12 protein-coding genes are annotated in these 18,117 nt (G+C 54.8%); 11 read left to right on the top strand and 1 reads right to left on the bottom strand.

Annotation, left to right across the window (positions count from 1 at the left end; translation table 11 throughout):
* Positions 1-194: 194 nt before the first annotated feature.
* From K2F33_RS24210 to K2F33_RS24180, 7 genes are all read left to right on the top strand, one after another.
* Positions 195-1,229 carry an ABC transporter permease gene (locus tag K2F33_RS24210; protein WP_076165735.1) on the top strand — a complete coding sequence of 345 codons (1,035 nt, stop codon included), beginning with the start codon at positions 195-197 and terminating at the stop codon, positions 1,227-1,229.
* A 15-nt stretch (positions 1,230-1,244) separates the two neighbouring features.
* Positions 1,245-2,129 (top strand): carbohydrate ABC transporter permease, encoded by an 885-nt coding sequence (locus K2F33_RS24205; protein ID WP_089547239.1) that lies wholly within the window; start codon positions 1,245-1,247, stop codon positions 2,127-2,129.
* A 39-nt stretch (positions 2,130-2,168) separates the two neighbouring features.
* The gene (locus K2F33_RS24200; protein ID WP_263879042.1) at positions 2,169-3,677 is read left to right on the top strand and encodes an ABC transporter substrate-binding protein; all 1,509 of its coding nucleotides are present in this window, start codon (positions 2,169-2,171) and stop codon (positions 3,675-3,677) included.
* A gap of 136 nt (positions 3,678-3,813) precedes the next feature.
* On the top strand, positions 3,814-7,590 hold the full coding sequence (locus K2F33_RS24195) for an Ig-like domain-containing protein (protein WP_263879040.1): 3,777 nt from the start codon (positions 3,814-3,816) through the stop codon (positions 7,588-7,590).
* A gap of 247 nt (positions 7,591-7,837) precedes the next feature.
* Positions 7,838-8,518: a hypothetical protein gene (locus tag K2F33_RS24190; protein ID WP_263879037.1), complete on the top strand. Its 681-nt coding sequence runs from the start codon at positions 7,838-7,840 to the stop codon at positions 8,516-8,518.
* Complete coding sequence (locus tag K2F33_RS24185; protein ID WP_263879029.1) at positions 8,511-12,713, top strand: glycoside hydrolase family 2 protein; 4,203 nt, start codon at positions 8,511-8,513, stop codon at positions 12,711-12,713. Before K2F33_RS24190 ends, K2F33_RS24185 begins: the two co-directional genes overlap by 8 nt.
* Before the next feature lie 109 nt (positions 12,714-12,822).
* Positions 12,823-13,959, top strand: coding sequence for a glycoside hydrolase family 88 protein (locus tag K2F33_RS24180; RefSeq protein ID WP_212983728.1), 1,137 nt, complete (start codon positions 12,823-12,825; stop codon positions 13,957-13,959).
* Positions 13,960-14,198: 239 nt separating this feature from the next.
* On the opposite strand, the gene K2F33_RS24175 is transcribed toward K2F33_RS24180, so the two are convergent.
* The gene (locus K2F33_RS24175; RefSeq protein WP_116231685.1) at positions 14,199-15,503 is read right to left on the bottom strand and encodes a catalase; all 1,305 of its coding nucleotides are present in this window, start codon (positions 15,501-15,503) and stop codon (positions 14,199-14,201) included.
* A gap of 466 nt (positions 15,504-15,969) precedes the next feature.
* Between K2F33_RS24175 and K2F33_RS33745 the strand changes: the two genes are divergently transcribed.
* The 4 genes from K2F33_RS33745 to K2F33_RS24160 all read left to right on the top strand — a co-directional run bounded on the left by K2F33_RS33745 (position 15,970) and on the right by K2F33_RS24160 (position 18,023).
* Entirely contained in the window at positions 15,970-16,092 is a 123-nt protein-coding gene (locus K2F33_RS33745) for an NUDIX domain-containing protein (protein WP_412974015.1), read from the top strand.
* 44 nt (positions 16,093-16,136) lie between these two features.
* Complete coding sequence (locus K2F33_RS24170) at positions 16,137-16,334, top strand: hypothetical protein (protein ID WP_263879026.1); 198 nt, start codon at positions 16,137-16,139, stop codon at positions 16,332-16,334.
* Between the two features lie 19 nt (positions 16,335-16,353).
* Positions 16,354-16,782, top strand: coding sequence for a GNAT family N-acetyltransferase (locus tag K2F33_RS24165; RefSeq protein WP_263879024.1), 429 nt, complete (start codon positions 16,354-16,356; stop codon positions 16,780-16,782).
* 98 nt (positions 16,783-16,880) lie between these two features.
* Positions 16,881-18,023: an NAD(P)/FAD-dependent oxidoreductase gene (locus tag K2F33_RS24160; protein WP_263879022.1), complete on the top strand. Its 1,143-nt coding sequence runs from the start codon at positions 16,881-16,883 to the stop codon at positions 18,021-18,023.
* Positions 18,024-18,117: the final 94 nt, after the last annotated feature.

Genomic DNA, 18,117 nt, shown 5'->3' with positions numbered 1-18,117 from the left:
CGTTTCCCTGGCGGGTCTTTTGCATGTCCAAGAGCGGCTGCAGGCCTGTAAATACAGGAATCCGGCATCTATACAGCCCGCCAGTACAGTGATCCTGCAATTGTACAGTACGCAGCAGGAGGGGTTTTACGTTATCGTTAGACGTGCAAAGCCTGACACCAGGCAGAGCGCAAAGGAGGAAAGGGGCTTACGATATGTTGAATAAGGTTTCTCTGGCGGGTGACGCAGAAAACAGACGGGTGGCGCCAGAACCCGGACAAACCGGATTGCTACCCTCGCCGGACGTGCCGCCAAAGCAGCGCAAGCAAAAATCGATCATCCGGAAGGAGCTGCGCCATTTCCGTAACAACCGGGAGCTGTTCCTGCTCTCATTGCCGGGAATATTGTATAAGCTGATATTCGCCTATATTCCGATGGTGGGGCTCATCATCGCCTTCAAAAATTATCGGTACGATCTGGGCATCTTCGGCAGCAAATGGGTGGGACTCGATAATTTCCGGTATTTGTTTTCTACTGATACGGCTTGGCGGATTACGCGCAACACGGTGCTGTACAATGCCGCCTACATCTTGGTGACCACCGTGGCTGCACTGCTGCTTGCGATCCTGATGAACGAAATCAAGCAGAAATGGAGCAAGTTCTATCAGACCGCCTTGTTTCTGCCGCATTTCCTGTCCTGGGTTCTGGTCGGTTACGTCGCGTATGCTTTTTTGAACCATGCGGACGGGCTGATCAACCGGACGCTGCAAGCGTTTGGGATGGATCCGGTCAGCTGGTATCAGAACGCGGCGCCATGGCCGGTCATTCTCATTCTGGTTCATTTATGGAAGGCCGTAGGTTTCAATACACTCATCTATTTCGCGGGAATTTTGGGGATCAACGGAGAATATTACGAAGCGGCGCGGATCGACGGGGCGACCAAGTGGCAGATGGCCCGCAAGATCACCATTCCGCTGCTGTCGCCGCTCGTCATCATACTGCTGATTTTGTCCATCGGCAACATGTTCCGCGGTGATTTCGGTCTGCACTACTTCATTCCGAACAACTCAGGTTTCCTGTATGGATCCACCGATATTATCGATACTTACGTGTACCGCGCGCTGCGGGAAATCGGGAACGTGAGCATGTCGGCGGCAACGGGCTTTTACCAATCGGTTGTCGGTTTCGTACTGGTACTGCTGGCTAACGGCATTGTGCGCAAAATCAATCCCGACCATTCTTTATGGTAAGGAGGTGACGTAAAGGTGACAAAAACATTGGAACTGTCGAAAGTATTAATCAACCTGCTGTTTATCATCCTGTCCGTCTTAGTCGTGCTGCCGTTTCTGCTCGTCATCGCCGTATCGCTTACGGATGAGAAGGCATTGTCCCGGGACGGCTATCAATTCATCCCCAAATCGTTCAGCCTGGAGGCGTACCGCTATCTGCTGGATGCCCCGGACGTGATGATCCAGGCATACGGGGTTACGATCACCGTCACGGTGATCGGATCGCTCGTCGGCCTGCTGCTGACCGCGATGACCGCTTACGTCATTTCCCGGCCGGATTACCGCTACAACCGGATGACGACCTTTTACGTATTTTTCACGATGCTGTTCAGCGGAGGACTCGTTCCTTCCTATATTCTAATGACCCAGTACCTGCATCTCAAAGACAGCCTGCTCGCACTCATTTTGCCTGTGCTGCTGTCGCCGTTCAACATCATGGTCATGAAAGGTTTCATGTCTAAGATACCGCTTGAGATCATCGAATCGGCGAAAATGGATGGGGCGAGGGAATTCCGGATTTTCTTCCGCATCATTCTCCCTTTGTCCACGCCGGCATTGGCAACCCTGGGCCTGCTGATCTCGTTCTCTTATTGGAACGACTGGTTTAACGCGATGCTGTACATCGACGATCCGGGTAAGGTACCGCTGCAGCTGCTGCTGGTCCGGACGCTGAACAGCATTGAATTTCTCACGACGAATACCGAGTTTGCGACGCAGCTGGGTATCGACCTGGCGAGCTTCCCGAACAATTCCGCCCGGATGGCGATCGCCGTGCTGGCCGGCGGACCGATGCTGATCATCTTCCCGTTCTTCCAGCGGTTTTTCGTGAAAGGGCTTACGGTTGGCTCCCTCAAGGGTTAACATACACGCAAGCGATTATAAAAACAGGAGGTCACACAGATGAAGAAAAAGTGGTTTGGCGTGCTGGCGTTTATCCTGCTGGCCGCGACCGTCTTTGCCGGATGCGGCGGAGGAAAAAGCGCGGACGGCGGCGGAGAATCGGCCGGATCAACGGATGTGAAGAACGAAAGCGGATTGAAACCCGTCGAGCTGACCTGGTATTATCCGCTGTCCCAGCTCCAGCCCGATCAGCAGAAAGTGCAGGACGAAATCAACAAAATCGTCAAAGAAAAGATCAACGCTACCGTCAAGCTGATGCCGGTTTCTATCGGCGACTACGTGCAGAAAATGAACACCGTGCTGGCAGCAGGCGAGAAGTTCGACATTCTCTGGACCGGCTACATGCTGAAGCCGGAGGAGCTGGTACGCAAAGGAGCCATACAGCCGCTTGACGATCTGCTGAATCAATACGCGCCGGAGCTGAAATCCGATGTGCCGCAGGTGATGTGGGACGGCCTGTCCGTCGACGGCAAGATTTACGGCATCCCCAACCAGCAGATCAACGGTTCCCGCTACGGATTTATCGTGCTGAAGGAGCTTGCCGACAAGTATAAACTGGACACCACGAAGATTAAAAAGATCGAGGACATTGAACCGTTCCTGAAGCAGATCAAGGACAATGAACCGGATATGATCCCGTTCGGTATCTTCGGCACTGATTTTATCAATCCGCAGGTGCATGACGACAAATATTGGATTGTGCCGGGGCTCGATGACCACTTCTACATCAAGACGGATGACCCGACCTATACGCTTCAACGTTATCCGGAAGAAGAGCTGAACAATTTCCGCCTGGCCAGCAAATGGTACAAGGAAGGTTACATTTACAAGGATGCGGCGACCGTGAAATCGGGCGACTTCAAAGGCAAGATCGCGGTGGATTACCATATCGTCCTGAAACCGGGCGTCGAAGCTGAAGTCAAGGCGAGAAACGGCGGACACGATGTGGTCATCATCCCGCTCAGCAACTGGTTCTCCAACGGGTATTCGGCGACCACCAACCAATCGATCAGCCGCACTTCGCCGAATCCGGACCGGGCCATGATGCTGCTGAATCTCGTGAACACCGACAAGGAGCTGTACAATCTGCTCTGCAACGGCCTGGAAGGCGTTCATTACGAGAAGCAGTCCGGCGAATACATTAGCGCACTCCCGGATTCCCGATATAAACCGAATATGGACTGGGTGTTCGGCAGCGTATTCAATTCTTATCTGAAGGAAGGCCAGCCGGAGAACGTCTGGGAGGAAACGAAGAAGATCAACGAAACAGCCGAAATCAATCCGGTCGGGGCGTTCAAATTCAATTCGGAGCCGGTCAGCACGGAGATCGCCAACCTGAACGCGGTATGGGGCGAATACAAACGCGGACTTGTGACCGGGACGCTTGATTTTGACGAAACCTGGCCGGTGCTCTACGGCAAGCTGAAGGAAGCGGGCGAGGATAAGTATGTGGAGGAGGTGAAGAAACAGTTTGAACAATTCCTGAAAGACAAGGGGTTGAAAAAGTAAGAAGTTCATTTAAAGGCAGAGAAGCGCAAGCGGCGCACGGATAACGGGGAGAAACCTGCTGTCATGGGCGGCTTCAATAGAAGCATACAACGGGACCGGGGCCGGCCCTAATCCATGCTGAAAGGAAAGAGAAGCCATGGCAAAAAAACGGTTGCTCGCGGTTCTCGCAGCCATCGTGCTGATCACGTTTACCCCGTCTCCGCCGCCAGCTGCAGCGGAAGAAGCTGCCGCCAAACCAACGGGAAAATCGCTGTATGTAGCCACAAATGGCAGCGACACGAATAATGGATCCCAAAACCATCCGTTTAAAACGCTGGAGAAGGCAAGGGATGCCATCCGGAAGCTGAAAGCGAAAGATGGCCTGCCCGCCGGCGGCGTGACGGTGTATCTGCGTGAGGGGCGGTACGAACGATCAGGCAGCTTTGATTTGAACGAGCAGGACTCCGGCGAAGCCGGGAAGCCGATTAAGTATACAGCTTATCCGGGAGAGAAGGTGACTTTGTCCGGATCGAAACGCATTGAAAAATCCGCCTTCACACCGGTCACCGATCTAGCGATTCTTAACCGGATCATCAGTCCCGAGGCAAGACCAAAAGTGCTGGTGGCCGACTTGGCAGGCCAGGGGATTACCGATTACGGCGAGCAAAGCCGCCACGGCTACTATCTTGCCAACGATCTGAGCAAAGTTCCGCCGATGGAGCTGTACGTCAACGGGCAGGGAATGACTTTAGCGAGATGGCCGAACCAAGGGACGGTACAGATGGATGAAATCATCGATCCGGGTCCGACGCGGAAAGATCCGAACGGGGAGGTACATACGCGCGGAGGAACCTTTTCCTATTCGTATGACCGGCCCCAGTACTGGACCCAGGCGGACGATATTTGGCTGGACGGAATATTCGGCTACAGCTGGGAATGGTCCTACAACAAAATCGCCTCCATTGACACAGCCGCCAAAACCATCACCCTCCGCTACGGAGAGATGAGCGGCCTGCTCAAAAACTGGTATCCGGATTTTCATTTTGCGCAAAACCTGCTGGAAGAAATCGATATGCCGGGCGAGTATTACATCGACCGCCAGGCGGGAAAGCTGTACTTTTTGCCGAACGCCGAATTTACAGCGGCGAATCCGACGATAGAGGTTACGATGCTGAAAACGCCGATGATCAATGCGCTGAACGCTTCGTACATCGACTTTTCCGAGCTGGTCATGGAAGATGGACGCGACTCGGCAGCGGTGATTATGGGAGGCAGCCACGTGCGTATTCTGAACAGCGAAATCCGCAACTTCACGAACAGCGGCGTGCTGGTCAATACGCAAAGCCGGTTCTACTACAATGATTTTCAGGGCGTGCCGGGAACGGATCATGCCATCGTCAGCACGCATATCCACCATATCGGCGGGACCGCGGTCACGCTGACGGGCGGCGACAAAACGACCCTGCAGCCGGGAAACAATGTCGTTGAAAATTCGCACATTCATGATTTTGCTTATTACCATAAAGCTTACAATCCGGGCGTTCTTCTCTCCGGGGTCGGCAACCGCATGGCACATAACGAGCTGCATGACGCGCCTCATCCTGGCGTGCTGATCTTCGGCAACGACCATGTCGTGGAGTACAACAACATATACGATGTGTGCAAAACCTTCTCGGACCTCGGGGCTATTTACATGAACGCGGGCGAAACTCCGCAGCAGCGGGGGACCGTCATCCGCAGAAACTATTTTCACAATATTGGAGAAAGCAAGGCCGGCGTGGAGGGCGTCTATCCCGACAACTTCACTATGGGGCTTCAGATCGACGAAAACATTTTCTACAAAATGGGCAACTCGGCGATCAAGAACAACGGCGGCGCACATATTTTGTCCCGCAACAATATTTTCGTAGACAGTAAAGTTCCGTATGATTACGCGGACATCTACCTCGGGGATCAGCCGGACAATCAAATCCCGAAAAACTACATGCCAAAATGGCAGGCGCTCTTCGCCGCCAACAACGACTTTGTAGGCACGCCTTATTTGACCAAGTATCCAGAGCTGGCCAACTTCTTTACAGAAAACCGTTATTATCCCGATACGAACACGTTCCAGGGCAATGTCATCTACAACCCGACCATTCCACGCAGCACGACGACCAATGCCAACGGAGCGTATGACAAATTCGGGCTGGTTCAGTATGCCAATAACTTCGTTACGACGGAGGATCCGGGCTTTGTGGATCTGGCGAACGGAGATTTGTCCCTGCGGCCGGATGCGGCTGTATTCAGCGCCATACCCGGCTTTCCCAACATCCCGTTTGGAGAAATCGGCATTAACGGCAGAGCCGGCACCAGCACAGGTCAGGACAGCCATCCTGTCCAGGGGGTTGCCGTGTACAACGACGATGTGATGGTTGACCGCTGGAAAACGGTCAAACTGCAAACCGCGGTCCTGCCGTGGAACGCAGATCATCCGGCACTGTCTTTCACATCCGCCGATCCGGGAATCGCAACCGTCGATAACGCCGGAGTTATTACCGGACAGTCTGTCGGCCAAACCGAGATCACTGTGGCAACTGTGGAAAATCCGCAGCTGACAGCATCAGTGAAAGTAACCGTGGAAGCCGGCGACGGCATTATGGACTACACCGATTTCGAATCCGGCGCAAATGGATGGCCGGTGGACGCCAACCGGAGCATCGTGAAAGTGGATGAAAACCGCTGGTACAAGTTACTTAACGGCGCATCCGCGCTGAGCAGCAAAAAGTTCTCCGATTATGAGCTGACCTTCAAGCTGAAGACGCCGGCGACCATCGGCGAAAACGCAACGCTGTATATTTTTGACCGCCAGGCGGGCAGCGGTTCTAGCCGTATCGGATATAAAACCCGGGCGAACGGAACATCGTCATGGCTGCTGTACAACTCGGCGTGGTCCGTGCTGAAGGAAGTCAAGATGCCTGATCATGATTTAAAGCCGGGCACGGAATATGCCGTCAAAATGCTCGTCAAGGGCGGCGACATCAGCGTGTACGTGAACGGCGGGCTCCGGCTGAAAGGCACCGATCCGGGCCATAACGCGGAGGGTCAAGTCGGGTTCTACGTTAACAACGTCAGCGACATGATGTTCGATGACATCCAGTTCAAGGCGCTGACTACAGATCTGGCTGGCATGATCCCGGCGGATAACCAGATTCGGCTGGCTGCCGGAGAGAGCAAGCAGCTCCAGCTGACATTTGATCCCGCGGATACACCGGATACGGATGTGACCTGGCAATCCGCGAATCCTGCGGTGGCCGAAGTGAACGATATGGGCGTCGTGAGCGCCGTGTACGAGGGCGAAACAGTCATCACGGCCGTATCCAAGGTAAACCCGCTGATCAAGGCGGATATCGCGGTCACCGTCTCGAACGTCATGCATGAGACCGATTTTGAAACCGGAGGAAACGGCTGGCCTGTCGATCCCAATCGCAGCATTGCAGCCGATCCGGACGGGAACCGCCGCTATAAAATCTTAAACGGCGCCACCGGCCTGCTCGACCGAAACTTCTCATCCTACCAGCTTGAATTCAAGCTGAAGACGCCTGCGGTTATGCCAAATGACGGAGTGCTGTACATTTTTGACCGCCAGGATGCCACTGCATCGACGCGAATCGGCTACAAAACAAGAGCCGACGGCACGTCGGCATGGATGCTGTACGACACCGCCTGGCAGAAGATCAAGGAAGAGACGCTGCCCGCGCAAGACCTGCAGCCGGATACGGAATATGACGTCAAGGCGGTCGTCAAAGACGGCGACATCCAGCTCTATGTGAACGGGGAACTGAGGCTGTCCGGCACCGATCCGGGACATAAACCTTCCGGCAAAGTCGGTTTCTATGTGAGCGGATTCGATTACATGCTGTTCGACGACATCCGTTTCTCGGTAGTGCCTTAAAGTTTACTGGTGTTTAAGGGTTTCTTCGGCGCTCTCTCCCTGCATGGAGGGGGCGCTTTTACAATTCCTGGTACGGTGCAGCAATCAAGAGGTTCAATTCAAATCTATTCAAGGACAACACGGTATACCTTCCATGGCAAAATCGTGCTAACTGTGAGCAGCGCAAAATTCATGGATAAGCGCGATTCTCGGATACCTAAAGATTTTTAGCACGGCAAAACCCAAAACCACCTCAAGGAGGGACAACATGATTCGATGTTTATTTCGAGCCGTCTGGAACGGAGAAGGCAGTCCGCGCTCTTTTTTTCGGGCCCAGGAAAGAGAGCATTCGCTTGCCGATGCGATGGAGCGGCTTCAGGTCGCCAATCTAAGCCTATTTGCCGATCAAGAACAGCTGTTTCTATATTATGAATGTATGGACACGCCGGTTCTCCCGGAAAGCTTGCTGGCTGAAACCGGAGAGCGGCTGGCTGAATGGCCGGGAGGCGCACCGGGAAGACGTTGGGTACCGATGACTGATATTTTTCATTACCAGCACCCTGTGTCGAATTCGCAGTGGGCCCGAGTCCATAAGGAACGCACACCATACGGAAGGATCGCTCTGCTAAAGCCGGAGCAAACGGCAAGCTATGTATATTATCACTACCAATACCAGGAGGAAAAGCCGGGGGACGGCGATAAGTACGGCATGATCGGCATGCACGAGAACGTTTTGTTTTTCTATTCGGAGCTGCCGGAGACGATCACGCCCGTGCTCTATGAGGGTCGATTGAAAACGTCGTTGAAGCCCGAAAACTGGGCCGAGGTGATGGAGCCCCATTTTATCCAGTGGGAGGGGGCTCCGGACGGGCAGGACATTTGGCGCAAGCTGATGCTTGTGCTAGAAGTGCGCTGCCCGGCCGAAAGAAGAGGTGCACAACATGCGTAACTCGCTATGTCTGAACGGAGATTGGGATTTCATGCCGCTGTACGATCAGCCCCAATCCCGCAAGCTGCCGGAGAACATTGTATACGATCAGCACAAAGTTCAGGTCCCATCCAGCTGGAGAAGGACCTACAAGCAGGGCACCGGCCGGTCGTTCGGGAACATTCCCGAATACGGATACGTTCCGATGGACCTGTACGATTATCCGAAGGAATGGGACGCCGCCGAGGCGGGCGTGCTGCACCGGAGCTTCCGGCTTCCGGACCACATGGCCGGCCAGCGGATTGTGCTGCGCCTGGACGGCATCATGCAGAAGGCCGTTATCTATTTGGACCGGGAGGAAATCGCCGTATGGGAGGACGGCTACCTGCCGCTCAGGCTGGATATTACGTCCCGGGTGCAGGCGGATCATGAGCACCACCTGCACGTCGTTTGCGGGAGCTTTGACCGCGTGACCCTTCCGTCCGGATCGCAAAAAGTGACCGGCCTTACCGGTTCCTGGTTCGGCACCGTATGCCGCGGCATTTGGCAGGATGTTTACTTGGAGAGCTATCCGGAATTATCTCTGGAAGACGTCACCATCCGCACGTCTGTCAGGGATGGGAAACTGGAAGTGCATGCGATTGCCGGAGGAGCTTCCACCGAGATAGAGCACAATTCGCGAGAGATGGAGCAGAATACGGCTCAGGTCAGGCTTGTCGTACGGGAGCTTGGCGTGTTGAGCGGGAATGAGCATCATGTGGAGCATGCCCAAGCATCCGCGACTCATCCGGCTCCAAACCCGGTTCTTGCAGCGAGTGCAGCGGCCGTTCCTGATGACGATGCCGTTATTCAGCTGCCAAGGCTGTGCGAAAACGAGCGGTACGGGACGGCATACCGCTCCTCCTTCATACTGGATTGGACGGACGCCCATCAGTGGAGTCCGGATTCCCCATTCCTCTATCGGGCGGAGCTTGAACTGCTAGTGGATGAGCGGGTCATCGACCGCCGTCATATTACGTTCGGGTTCCGGGAGTTTTGGTGCGAAGGACCTCAGTTTGTCCTGAACGGCATTCCGATCAATCTGCGCGGAGATTCCTGGCATTTTCAAGGCGGGGTGCAGCAGACGGAAGCCTACATACGGAACTGGTACCGGATGTGCCGCTCCGTCGGCGTAAACAGCATCCGGCTGCATGCCGAGCCGTACCCTGAGGACTACGTGCGCATCGCCGATGAAGAAGGCATGCTCATCGTGGATGAAACCGCGATATACGGCTCGGGCAAATCGATGCAGGCCGACCATCCGGCTTACCTGGATAACAGCCGGAACCATGTCCGCCGCCTTGTGCAGCGGGACAAAAACCACCCGTCCGTCATTTTGTGGAGCGTACAGAATGAGATGCGCTGGGTCGACGGGCGCGACGGTTTCAAAACGCATATTCCCGGCCTGATGGCCGCCATCCGCGAGCTGGATCCGACGCGGCCGATTCTTGCTGAAGGAGACAACCGTCTTCTGTCGAAAGAAGATACGGAGGTGGAGAGCCGCCATTACAATATCGATGGCACGATCGGCCAATGGGACCGCGACGTTCCGCTGACGTTCGGAGAGCATGGCGGGTGGTGGTACATCTGCCCGCAGAACAGCAGTATGTATGTCGGACTGCGAGCCTACTGTGGGACAGATGAGAGCACGGCCGGACTTGCCGAGAAGGAGCGGCTGTTTGTGGAATACGCCCGGCGCCAAGGCGTATCCGGCATTTCGACCTTTAACTTTGCGCATTATTTCATGCGGGCTATGCCTGACCGCGACGTGATTTTACCGGTAACAGGTCCCGGCGAACTTTGCCAGCCCGGCGTCAAGCCGAAGCGGATCCCCGCTTATTCACTGACCTTGAACAACGGTCTGCTGCCTGAAGAGTATCCGGCTTATTCTCCAAATCCGGCCTTTGCCATCATGGCCAGAGCTTTCAAGCCGGCCACCATCATCGCGGCCGAATACAACCGCTGTTTTTACGATGATGCGCCGGTTCACCGCAGCTTCGACGTGTACAACGATACGCTTGCCGTGCAGGACGTCCGGGTGGAATGCAAGATTAGGCAGGGAGGGAGGCTGGTTCACGAGCAAAGCTTTGACTTCCGCCAAGCTCCGGCTGAGCACCAAAACATCTCGCTGCGATGGACCCCGGAATCTGTGGATGCAGAAGAACGGGCTGAGCTGACCGCGCAGCTGATGCATGACGGGCAGCTTGTGCATGAACTGCGTATCGAATACAGATTGGTTTCCGGCAGGCTGCGCAGCGAAGCGGTGGAAGTCGGCCGGGAAGCTTTCTTTTGGGGTCCGGCCGGCGAATATGACATGATCTGCAGGATGATCCCAGAATGCGCAGCAATAGAGCGGGAAAGCTTGGCCGGACTGCCGGCGGACAGCTTACTCATCATCGGCACCTATGCCGAGGATGCGGACGGCGGGCTGGAAGCGCAGCTGAAGGCATTCGTGGAACGCGGCGGCCGTCTCATTCTGCTGGAGCAAAATCAGCTGTCGCTCGGCAAGCTGACGCTGTCACGGAGGCCTTTCATCCGTGCCCATGCTGGCAGCTACAGCCATCCGGTTCTGAAGGGAATCGGCGACGAGGATTTAATGTTCTGGCATGAGGAGCTGCGGGAAGAAGGACCGCTGCCAATCATCCAGGCGGCCTTTGAAAAGCCGGTCATCGGCGACTTTACGCTGCTGCTCGAATGCGGTGCAGGCGATTTTGGAGACGGTGGAGACTTGTGGTCACCGCTGCTGGAATACCGCAGCGGCACAGGTATGTTTATCGCGAGCCAGCTCGATCTGATGGCGAACGTCACGCGCGTTCCGCAGGCCTGCCTGCTGCTGCGGAACCTGCTCGCCTACGCCGGGCGCGCCGATGACGCGGGCGCAGGCGAAACCGCCCGCACGGCCGCGCTGGTGCGCGCCGGCGGAGCGGCCGCAACTTTCCTCGACAAGCTGCGGCTGAACTACACGGCGCTTGGCGAAGCAGCGCCGCTTCTCGCGCTGGCGGGCGCAGCCGCCGCGCCAGGGATGCCGGCGCAGGGCATCGCCCCGGCGCCGGACGCAGGCGGGCATGGCCGGCATGCCGCCATGCCGCCCGGGCAGGGCTTCGGCCTGCTGGTGGCCGAAGCCTGCCTGCTTGAGGCGCCGGGCGCGGCCGAGGCCGTCCGGCGCCACGCCGAAGCCGGCGGACGCGTGCTCGTCCTGCCGGCGGAGGGCCCGCAGCAGGCGGCGCTGGCGCGCCTGCTGGACCGCCCCGTGCGGGTGGCTCCGCACGAGGCGTATCACTTGGCGGCGGATGACGGCGCCGCCATGCGCGGCATCAGCCCGGTTGACCTGTTCGGCTACGACAAGGTATTCTTGTCGCCGCGCGACGTGGTCAACCGGGTGCTGGCCAGCCACAAGATCGAAGCACCCGGCACGGAGGTGCTGTGCCGCAGCGTCGAAGGCACCGCCTGGAAGGACTACTTCGTGAACGGCTACACGGCGGAGTACAGCCGTTTGGCGCTGGTGGAACTGAATCGCGCTAAGATCGTGCCCGCAGGGGCATTCGTGATCGAAGCCAAGATTGGCGGGGGAAGCGTGGTATGCTCTCAGCTGCTGCCCGATCCCGGCAGCGACAAGGCGCTGCGCCTGTATTCGCGCCTGCTCGCCAATCTTGGTGCTGCCTTCGATGACGGCTTGCTTACGAGCGAGAAGGGAGATGCACAGTGGGCCGTGGAAGCCGTGATGGCCCTGCCTTGTCCACCGCATGTCGATTACGAAGCGATGAAAGCTTATCACACGGACCCCGAATTTTCTTTGAACAATTTGGGCGAAGGCTTGTACGGATGGATGCAGAAGAAGGAACGGCGCCCGGATGACGGCATGCTTCGCATAGCGGACGCTCGAGACACGCCATGGTTCCTTAGCTGTTTCATCCTGGTGCCCGGGAAGGATAACGACGTGCGGCAGGGGAAGCTGCGGATCAACACCGAGGCGTGGTTCGAGATTTATATAAACGGGGAAAAGGTCTCGAAGCCTGAGCAGGAAATCATCCTGAAGGGCGGGCTGAACCGGCTCATCGCCATCGTTCGCGGGACACAAGGGGACCTTCTCTTCGGCATGACCTTCCTGAATCGGGACGGTACGTACATGAAGGATCTGGCATTCCGCCTGACGCTGGACGAAGTCGAGCCGAAATAGGCAGGTACGCAGGTGTGCTGCCGATTAGGTTTAACTGCATCTTTATAGGGAGCTTCATCCCATAGTTCCAACACAGAGACCCTAATTCATCATTTTTCAGGAGGTTGTTATGAACTGGAGCGCAACGATCGAGCAAACGCTGTTAACTACGAAAGCCAACATCGCCCGCTTTCAAGGCCAATTTCCGCATGTCAGCCACGGAGATGGCAAATATCAGCTGGTGAATCATACCGATTGGACGGAAGGCTTCTGGGCCGGGATTTTATGGTTGAGTTACGAATACAGTAAAGATCCGGATATCCACGATGCAGCAGTCCAAAGCGTCCGTTCTTTTCAGGAGAGGCTGCAGCAGGAGAGCCACTTGCAGCACCACGATATCGGCTTCCTGTATTCTCTGTCCGCCATGGCAGGCTGGATTGTCGAGCAGAATGAAGATGCCCGGCAAACCGCCTTACAGGCAGCCGACCTGCTCTTAAAACGATGGAGACCGTCCGCGCAAATCATTCAGGCGTGGGGTCCGGAAGGAGACCCGGAAAACGGCGGGCGTATCATCATCGACTGCCTGATGAATCTTCCGCTTCTGTATTGGGCGTCCGAGCAGACCGGGGACCCTCACTATGCCGCGATCGCCCGCATTCATGCGGACAAGAGCCGGAGATTTCTCGTACGGGGGGACGGATCATCCTACCATACGTTCTACTTCGATCCGCAAACGGGTGATTCGATCCGCGGGGGTACGCATCAGGGCTTCAGGGACGGTTCCACTTGGTCCCGCGGGCAGGCTTGGGGCATTTACGGTTTTGCACTTGCCTATCGTTATTTGAGGGAGCCGTATTTTTTGGATACAGCCAAGCAGCTGGCCCGGTATTTCATGGATCACGTACCGGAGGATCTTGTGGCTTATTGGGATTTTGACGCCCCGCAGCAGCCGGGTGAACCGAGGGACAGCTCAGCTTCGGCCATTGCGGCATGCGGAATGCTGGAGCTGGCGCAGCATCTGGACGAATCGGATCCCGAGCGAGCATCTTTTCAGGAATTCGCGGAGCAATCCGTCATTTCCATGGCAAACAGTTACTTTACGGCCGGCAGCACGGAGGAAGAGGGGTTCCTGCGGCATGGCTCCTACTTTGTCAGAGGGGGAATTTCGCCGGATGATTTCGTCATTTGGGGCGATTATTTTTTCCTTGAAGCACTGATGCGTCTGGATGGTCGCTCGCCCGGGTATTGGTACGAAAGGTCGCTCTAAACGCTGGGTCGAAGTCAATGTAAACGTTAATAGAGTATGATCTAAGATGGCGGCCATTGTGCCGCCTTTTGCCATTGTTCATGCTGTTTCCTGTTTCCGCTGAACGACAAAAGTTCGCTGAGATAGACTGCTGAGCACAAAAAGAAGGGACACGTTAAAGAACGTATCCCCCTCTCGTCTACCAAGCTCAGACGTATGGCATACCCGAAATGATCCTCGAAATGATTCCTTGTTCAGTCTTAGCCTTTTCCTTTCATACCGATGTGCCCCGCAACCCTTTCACCCAGCTCCGGAGATGCTTCGTACAAGTAACTTAATACGATCCGCTGCGTTTCATGGGATATTCCTTTTAAATCAGCTGCTAGGTTATCCACCAAGTGCTCCTGCTGTACTGGTGAAATGGCGCGGTAAAACTCCCCGGCCTGGGTGAAATTATCCGGTTTGGAGATGTCGGTCCGTTCGAGCTTGCCCTCCACGTATCTGCCATTTCCGCTGGTCACCAGGGAAGCCGGAGACCAATTCTCCTGGTGATTGATCGGTATGCTGCGAAAACTAGGGCCTAACCGCCGACGCTGGGAATCCCAGTAAATGTTGGCGCGGCCCTGCAGCATTTTATCATCCGACAGCTCGGCACCCTCCAGCAGATTGGACGGGGAAAAGGCAATCTTTTCGACCTGTCCCATATAATTGTCCGTATTGCGGTTCAATACGAGGCGGCCGACCGGACGAAGAGGGTACTGCTGCTGGTCCCATACCTTGGTATCATCCAACGGGTCGAACGGAAGATGCGCCGCATCATCGGGATTCATCAGCTGCACATACAGCCCGTACTCCACGGTCTTGCCTGCGGCAATGGTATCGTACAGATCCTGGCCGGCAATATCCGGGTTCTCACCCGCCAGCCGGGCTGCTTCCTGCCGATCGATATACTGCTCGCCGGCTAATGGCATCCAGTGGTACTTTACATAAAAACGCATGCCCTTTGCATTTTTCCATACGTAAGTGCTCACGCTGTGACCCTTGATATGACGGAGACTCTTCACCGTGCCCACGTCCGAGTAGAGCCAAACGAGGAAATGGGTGGATTCCGGCGCCCTGGCTACAAAGCTCCAGAAGCGTTCGGGATCGATCAAATTGTTCTTCGGCGAGGGGAGAAAGGCCTTGATTGATTCCGGAAACCGGACGGCATCTCGAACCAAAAAGACGGGGATATGATTGCATAACAAATCAAATACCCCCTGTTCCGTGTAAAACTTGGTGGAAAACCCGCGCACATTGCGCGAAGTATCCGGTGTGCCTTTATTGCTGACCGCGAGGGAAAAGCGAACCGTGACGGGAACCTGCTGACCGGGCGTCTGCAAAAAGCTGAGCATCGTATAGTCGGTCATGGAATGCACTGTCTCAAAATAACCGAATGCGCCAAAGCCTTTCACGTGGACGGGACGCTCAATGATTTTGCTATGTACAAAGGTTTCCAGCGTTTCATGCAAAATGTTATCCTGTTCCAGGACAGGCCCGCGTTCGCCAACCGTCTGCGAGTGCATCGCGGCCGGCAGATCCTCTGCCCATGGTAAGGACTGGTTAACGCTATGCGGCCTGTCGTTCCCCTGATTTGGAACCGCTGAATTGGGTTCACGGTTCGCTGTATTGCCAGCCTGAGGGGCAGCACCGTTGTGATGGGAATCGTTCATTCCTTAACCTCCATATTCATGACTTCTCTCCTATATGGTTTATGCGGACTATCAATGAAAATATGAGTGGACATCCATATGTCACTGCAGGTTTCGCGGCGCTGTGTATCGAAATATAGTCGCTTATAGGTTAGCTGGAATGTCATAAATAAGCCTCTCAAAAGAAACTTTATAAATTATTATCAAGGGTGGGGAATGAAATAACATGATGATATCTTATGAGACCGGTACAAATACATTTCAGTTTAGGGCTGCTTGCATTATCCTCCATAGAGATAAGATACTGATGCAAAGAGCAGAACATAATCAATAGTGGTTTATACCCGGCGGCAGAGTGGAATTCGGTGAAGCCGCAGAGGAAACGATAGAACGTGAAATGATGGAAGAATATGGGGCGCCAATCTATGACCGTGAGCTTTTCTGGATAATCGAAAATTTATAGACTTTCCGGATCGTAAGGTTCACGAGCTGGGGATGTTTTTTCTTGTGAATTTGCCAAGAGATCATTCCATATATCATCATGTTGAAGAATTTCAAGGCATGGAAGAGGGATTTGTCAACCGGTGGATCGATATCGATGAACTTGATCAGTATACCGTCATTCCTGAATTTGTTGCTTCGGAAATCAGACATTTAGATCATACGACAGGGGTCAAACATATTAAAAATAGAGCCGTCAGATAGATCGGAGGGAGAATATATTATGATCCGTGAAGCGGAATCCCAGGATCGGGAACAACTGAGTAACTTGTACACAATGCTGGTGCCGAACAGCAAGAAAATGAATGTGCTGGAAGAGCAGATCGAGAAAATCAGAATGGATCCCGCCAATTTTCTGCTGGTCTATGAAGAGGAAGGGGCATTGCTGGGAACGCTTACGCTGAACATCTGTCTTCAAGCCATGCATGGGACCCGGCCCTATGGATTGATCGAGAACATCGTCGTTCATGAGGACCACCGCAGCAACAATATCGGCCAATCCCTTCTGAAATATGCCGAAGAATATTGCAGATCGCTGCATTGTCACAAAATCATGCTGCTCAGCCATTCCAAACGAGTCCGGGCCCATCAATTTTTTGAACGCGAAGGATATGACGGCTCAGTCAGCAAAGGCTTTAAAAAATATTTGTAACCGTACATTCAGGAAAACCTAAAGATCAGCACGAATTTCCTCTGTAAGAGAAGTGTTCGCTATAATGGGGTAACAGGCATCAAGAAAGGAATGTAATTATGAAGAAATATATCATCATCGGATCAGGCATCCTGGGAGCATCGACGGCCTATCAGCTGGCAAAAATGGGAGCGGATGTCCTTCTCATCGACCGCAAAGATCCAGGACAGGCGACGGATGCCGCCGCGGGCATCATTTGCCCATGGCTGTCGCAGCGCCGCAATCAGGCCTGGTACAGGCTCGCCAAGGCAGGGGCGGCCTTTTATCCAGGGTTAATCAAGGAACTGGAAGGAGAAGGCGAGACCGAGACGGGCTATGCGCAGGTCGGTGCCCTCAGCGTTCATCAGGACCCGGAGAAAATCCGGAAGATGGAGGAGCGGGCTTTGCAGCGCAAAGCGGATGCACCGGAAATCGGCGGTATTACCCGGCTTTCAGAAGAAGAAACCCATCAATGCTTTCCGCTGCTGGAGAGAGGCTATCAATCGGTACGGATCAGCGGCGCCGCCCGGGTCGACGGCCGTGCCCTGCGCGACGCTTTGATTCGGTCTGCCCAGAGGCACGGGGCTGCTGTGATTCACGGGGATGCGAAGCTTCTGGTGGATGGGAACCGGGCAAGCGGAGTATCGGTCGGACCCGACGAATATGCAGCGGACCGCACGATCGTCTGTGCAGGGGCGTGGGCCGGACAGCTTCTGCAGCCGCTCGGTGTCCGCTTTAACGTCCGTTACCAAAAGGCGCAAATCATGCACCTCCAGCTCGAAAATCATGAGGATACAGGCACATGGCCAGTTGTCATGCCGCCTTCGGATCAATACTTGCTTGCTTTCGAGAAGCAGAAGATTGTGATCGGGGCAACGCATGAAAATGACGTGGAAGGATACGATACAAGAACAACAGCGGGTGGTATGCAGGAAATCTTGAATAAAGGATTAGCCTTGGCGCCCGGATTGGCGGACGGCACCTTTCAGGAGGTCAGGGTCGGATTCCGTCCGTTTACCTCCGACTTTTTGCCGGTACTTGGTGCCGTTCCGGGCTGGAGCGGCCTGCTCGCGGCGAACGGGCTCGGTGCATCCGGCTTGACGATGGGGCCTTTTATCGGCTATCAGTTAGCTAAGCTGGCGCAAGGCGTGGAGCTTGATATCGACATACACGATTACGATATCCGCAAAGCCATAGATGAGGGTTCGTTAACCGAATCGTAACCCGAACGTAACCCTTCATGGATCGCCATTCTTCTACAATAGAAATGACATTGATACATATAAATACGTCTCCAATGGCGTATATAAAGGAGAA

It is taken from the genome of Paenibacillus sp. PSB04, from assembly GCF_025809195.1.
GTDB lineage: Bacteria > Bacillota > Bacilli > Paenibacillales > Paenibacillaceae > Paenibacillus_AQ > Paenibacillus_AQ favisporus.
This window is presented reverse-complemented; position numbering and strand designations above follow the sequence as displayed.

Excerpts from the sequence above, each read along its gene's own strand:
- K2F33_RS24160 (WP_263879022.1), top strand. The coding sequence starts at position 16,881 with ATGAAGAAATATATCATCATCGGATCAGGCATCCTGGGAGCATCGACG.
- K2F33_RS24210 (WP_076165735.1), top strand. The coding sequence starts at position 195 with ATGTTGAATAAGGTTTCTCTGGCGGGTGACGCAGAAAACAGACGGGTG.
- K2F33_RS24190 (WP_263879037.1), top strand. The coding sequence starts at position 7,838 with ATGATTCGATGTTTATTTCGAGCCGTCTGGAACGGAGAAGGCAGTCCG.
- K2F33_RS24165 (WP_263879024.1), top strand. The coding sequence starts at position 16,354 with ATGATCCGTGAAGCGGAATCCCAGGATCGGGAACAACTGAGTAACTTG.
- K2F33_RS24195 (WP_263879040.1), top strand. The coding sequence starts at position 3,814 with ATGGCAAAAAAACGGTTGCTCGCGGTTCTCGCAGCCATCGTGCTGATC.
- K2F33_RS24180 (WP_212983728.1), top strand. The coding sequence starts at position 12,823 with ATGAACTGGAGCGCAACGATCGAGCAAACGCTGTTAACTACGAAAGCC.
- K2F33_RS24175 (WP_116231685.1), bottom strand. The coding sequence starts at position 15,503 with ATGCACTCGCAGACGGTTGGCGAACGCGGGCCTGTCCTGGAACAGGAT.
- K2F33_RS24185 (WP_263879029.1), top strand. The coding sequence starts at position 8,511 with ATGCGTAACTCGCTATGTCTGAACGGAGATTGGGATTTCATGCCGCTG.
- K2F33_RS24200 (WP_263879042.1), top strand. The coding sequence starts at position 2,169 with ATGAAGAAAAAGTGGTTTGGCGTGCTGGCGTTTATCCTGCTGGCCGCG.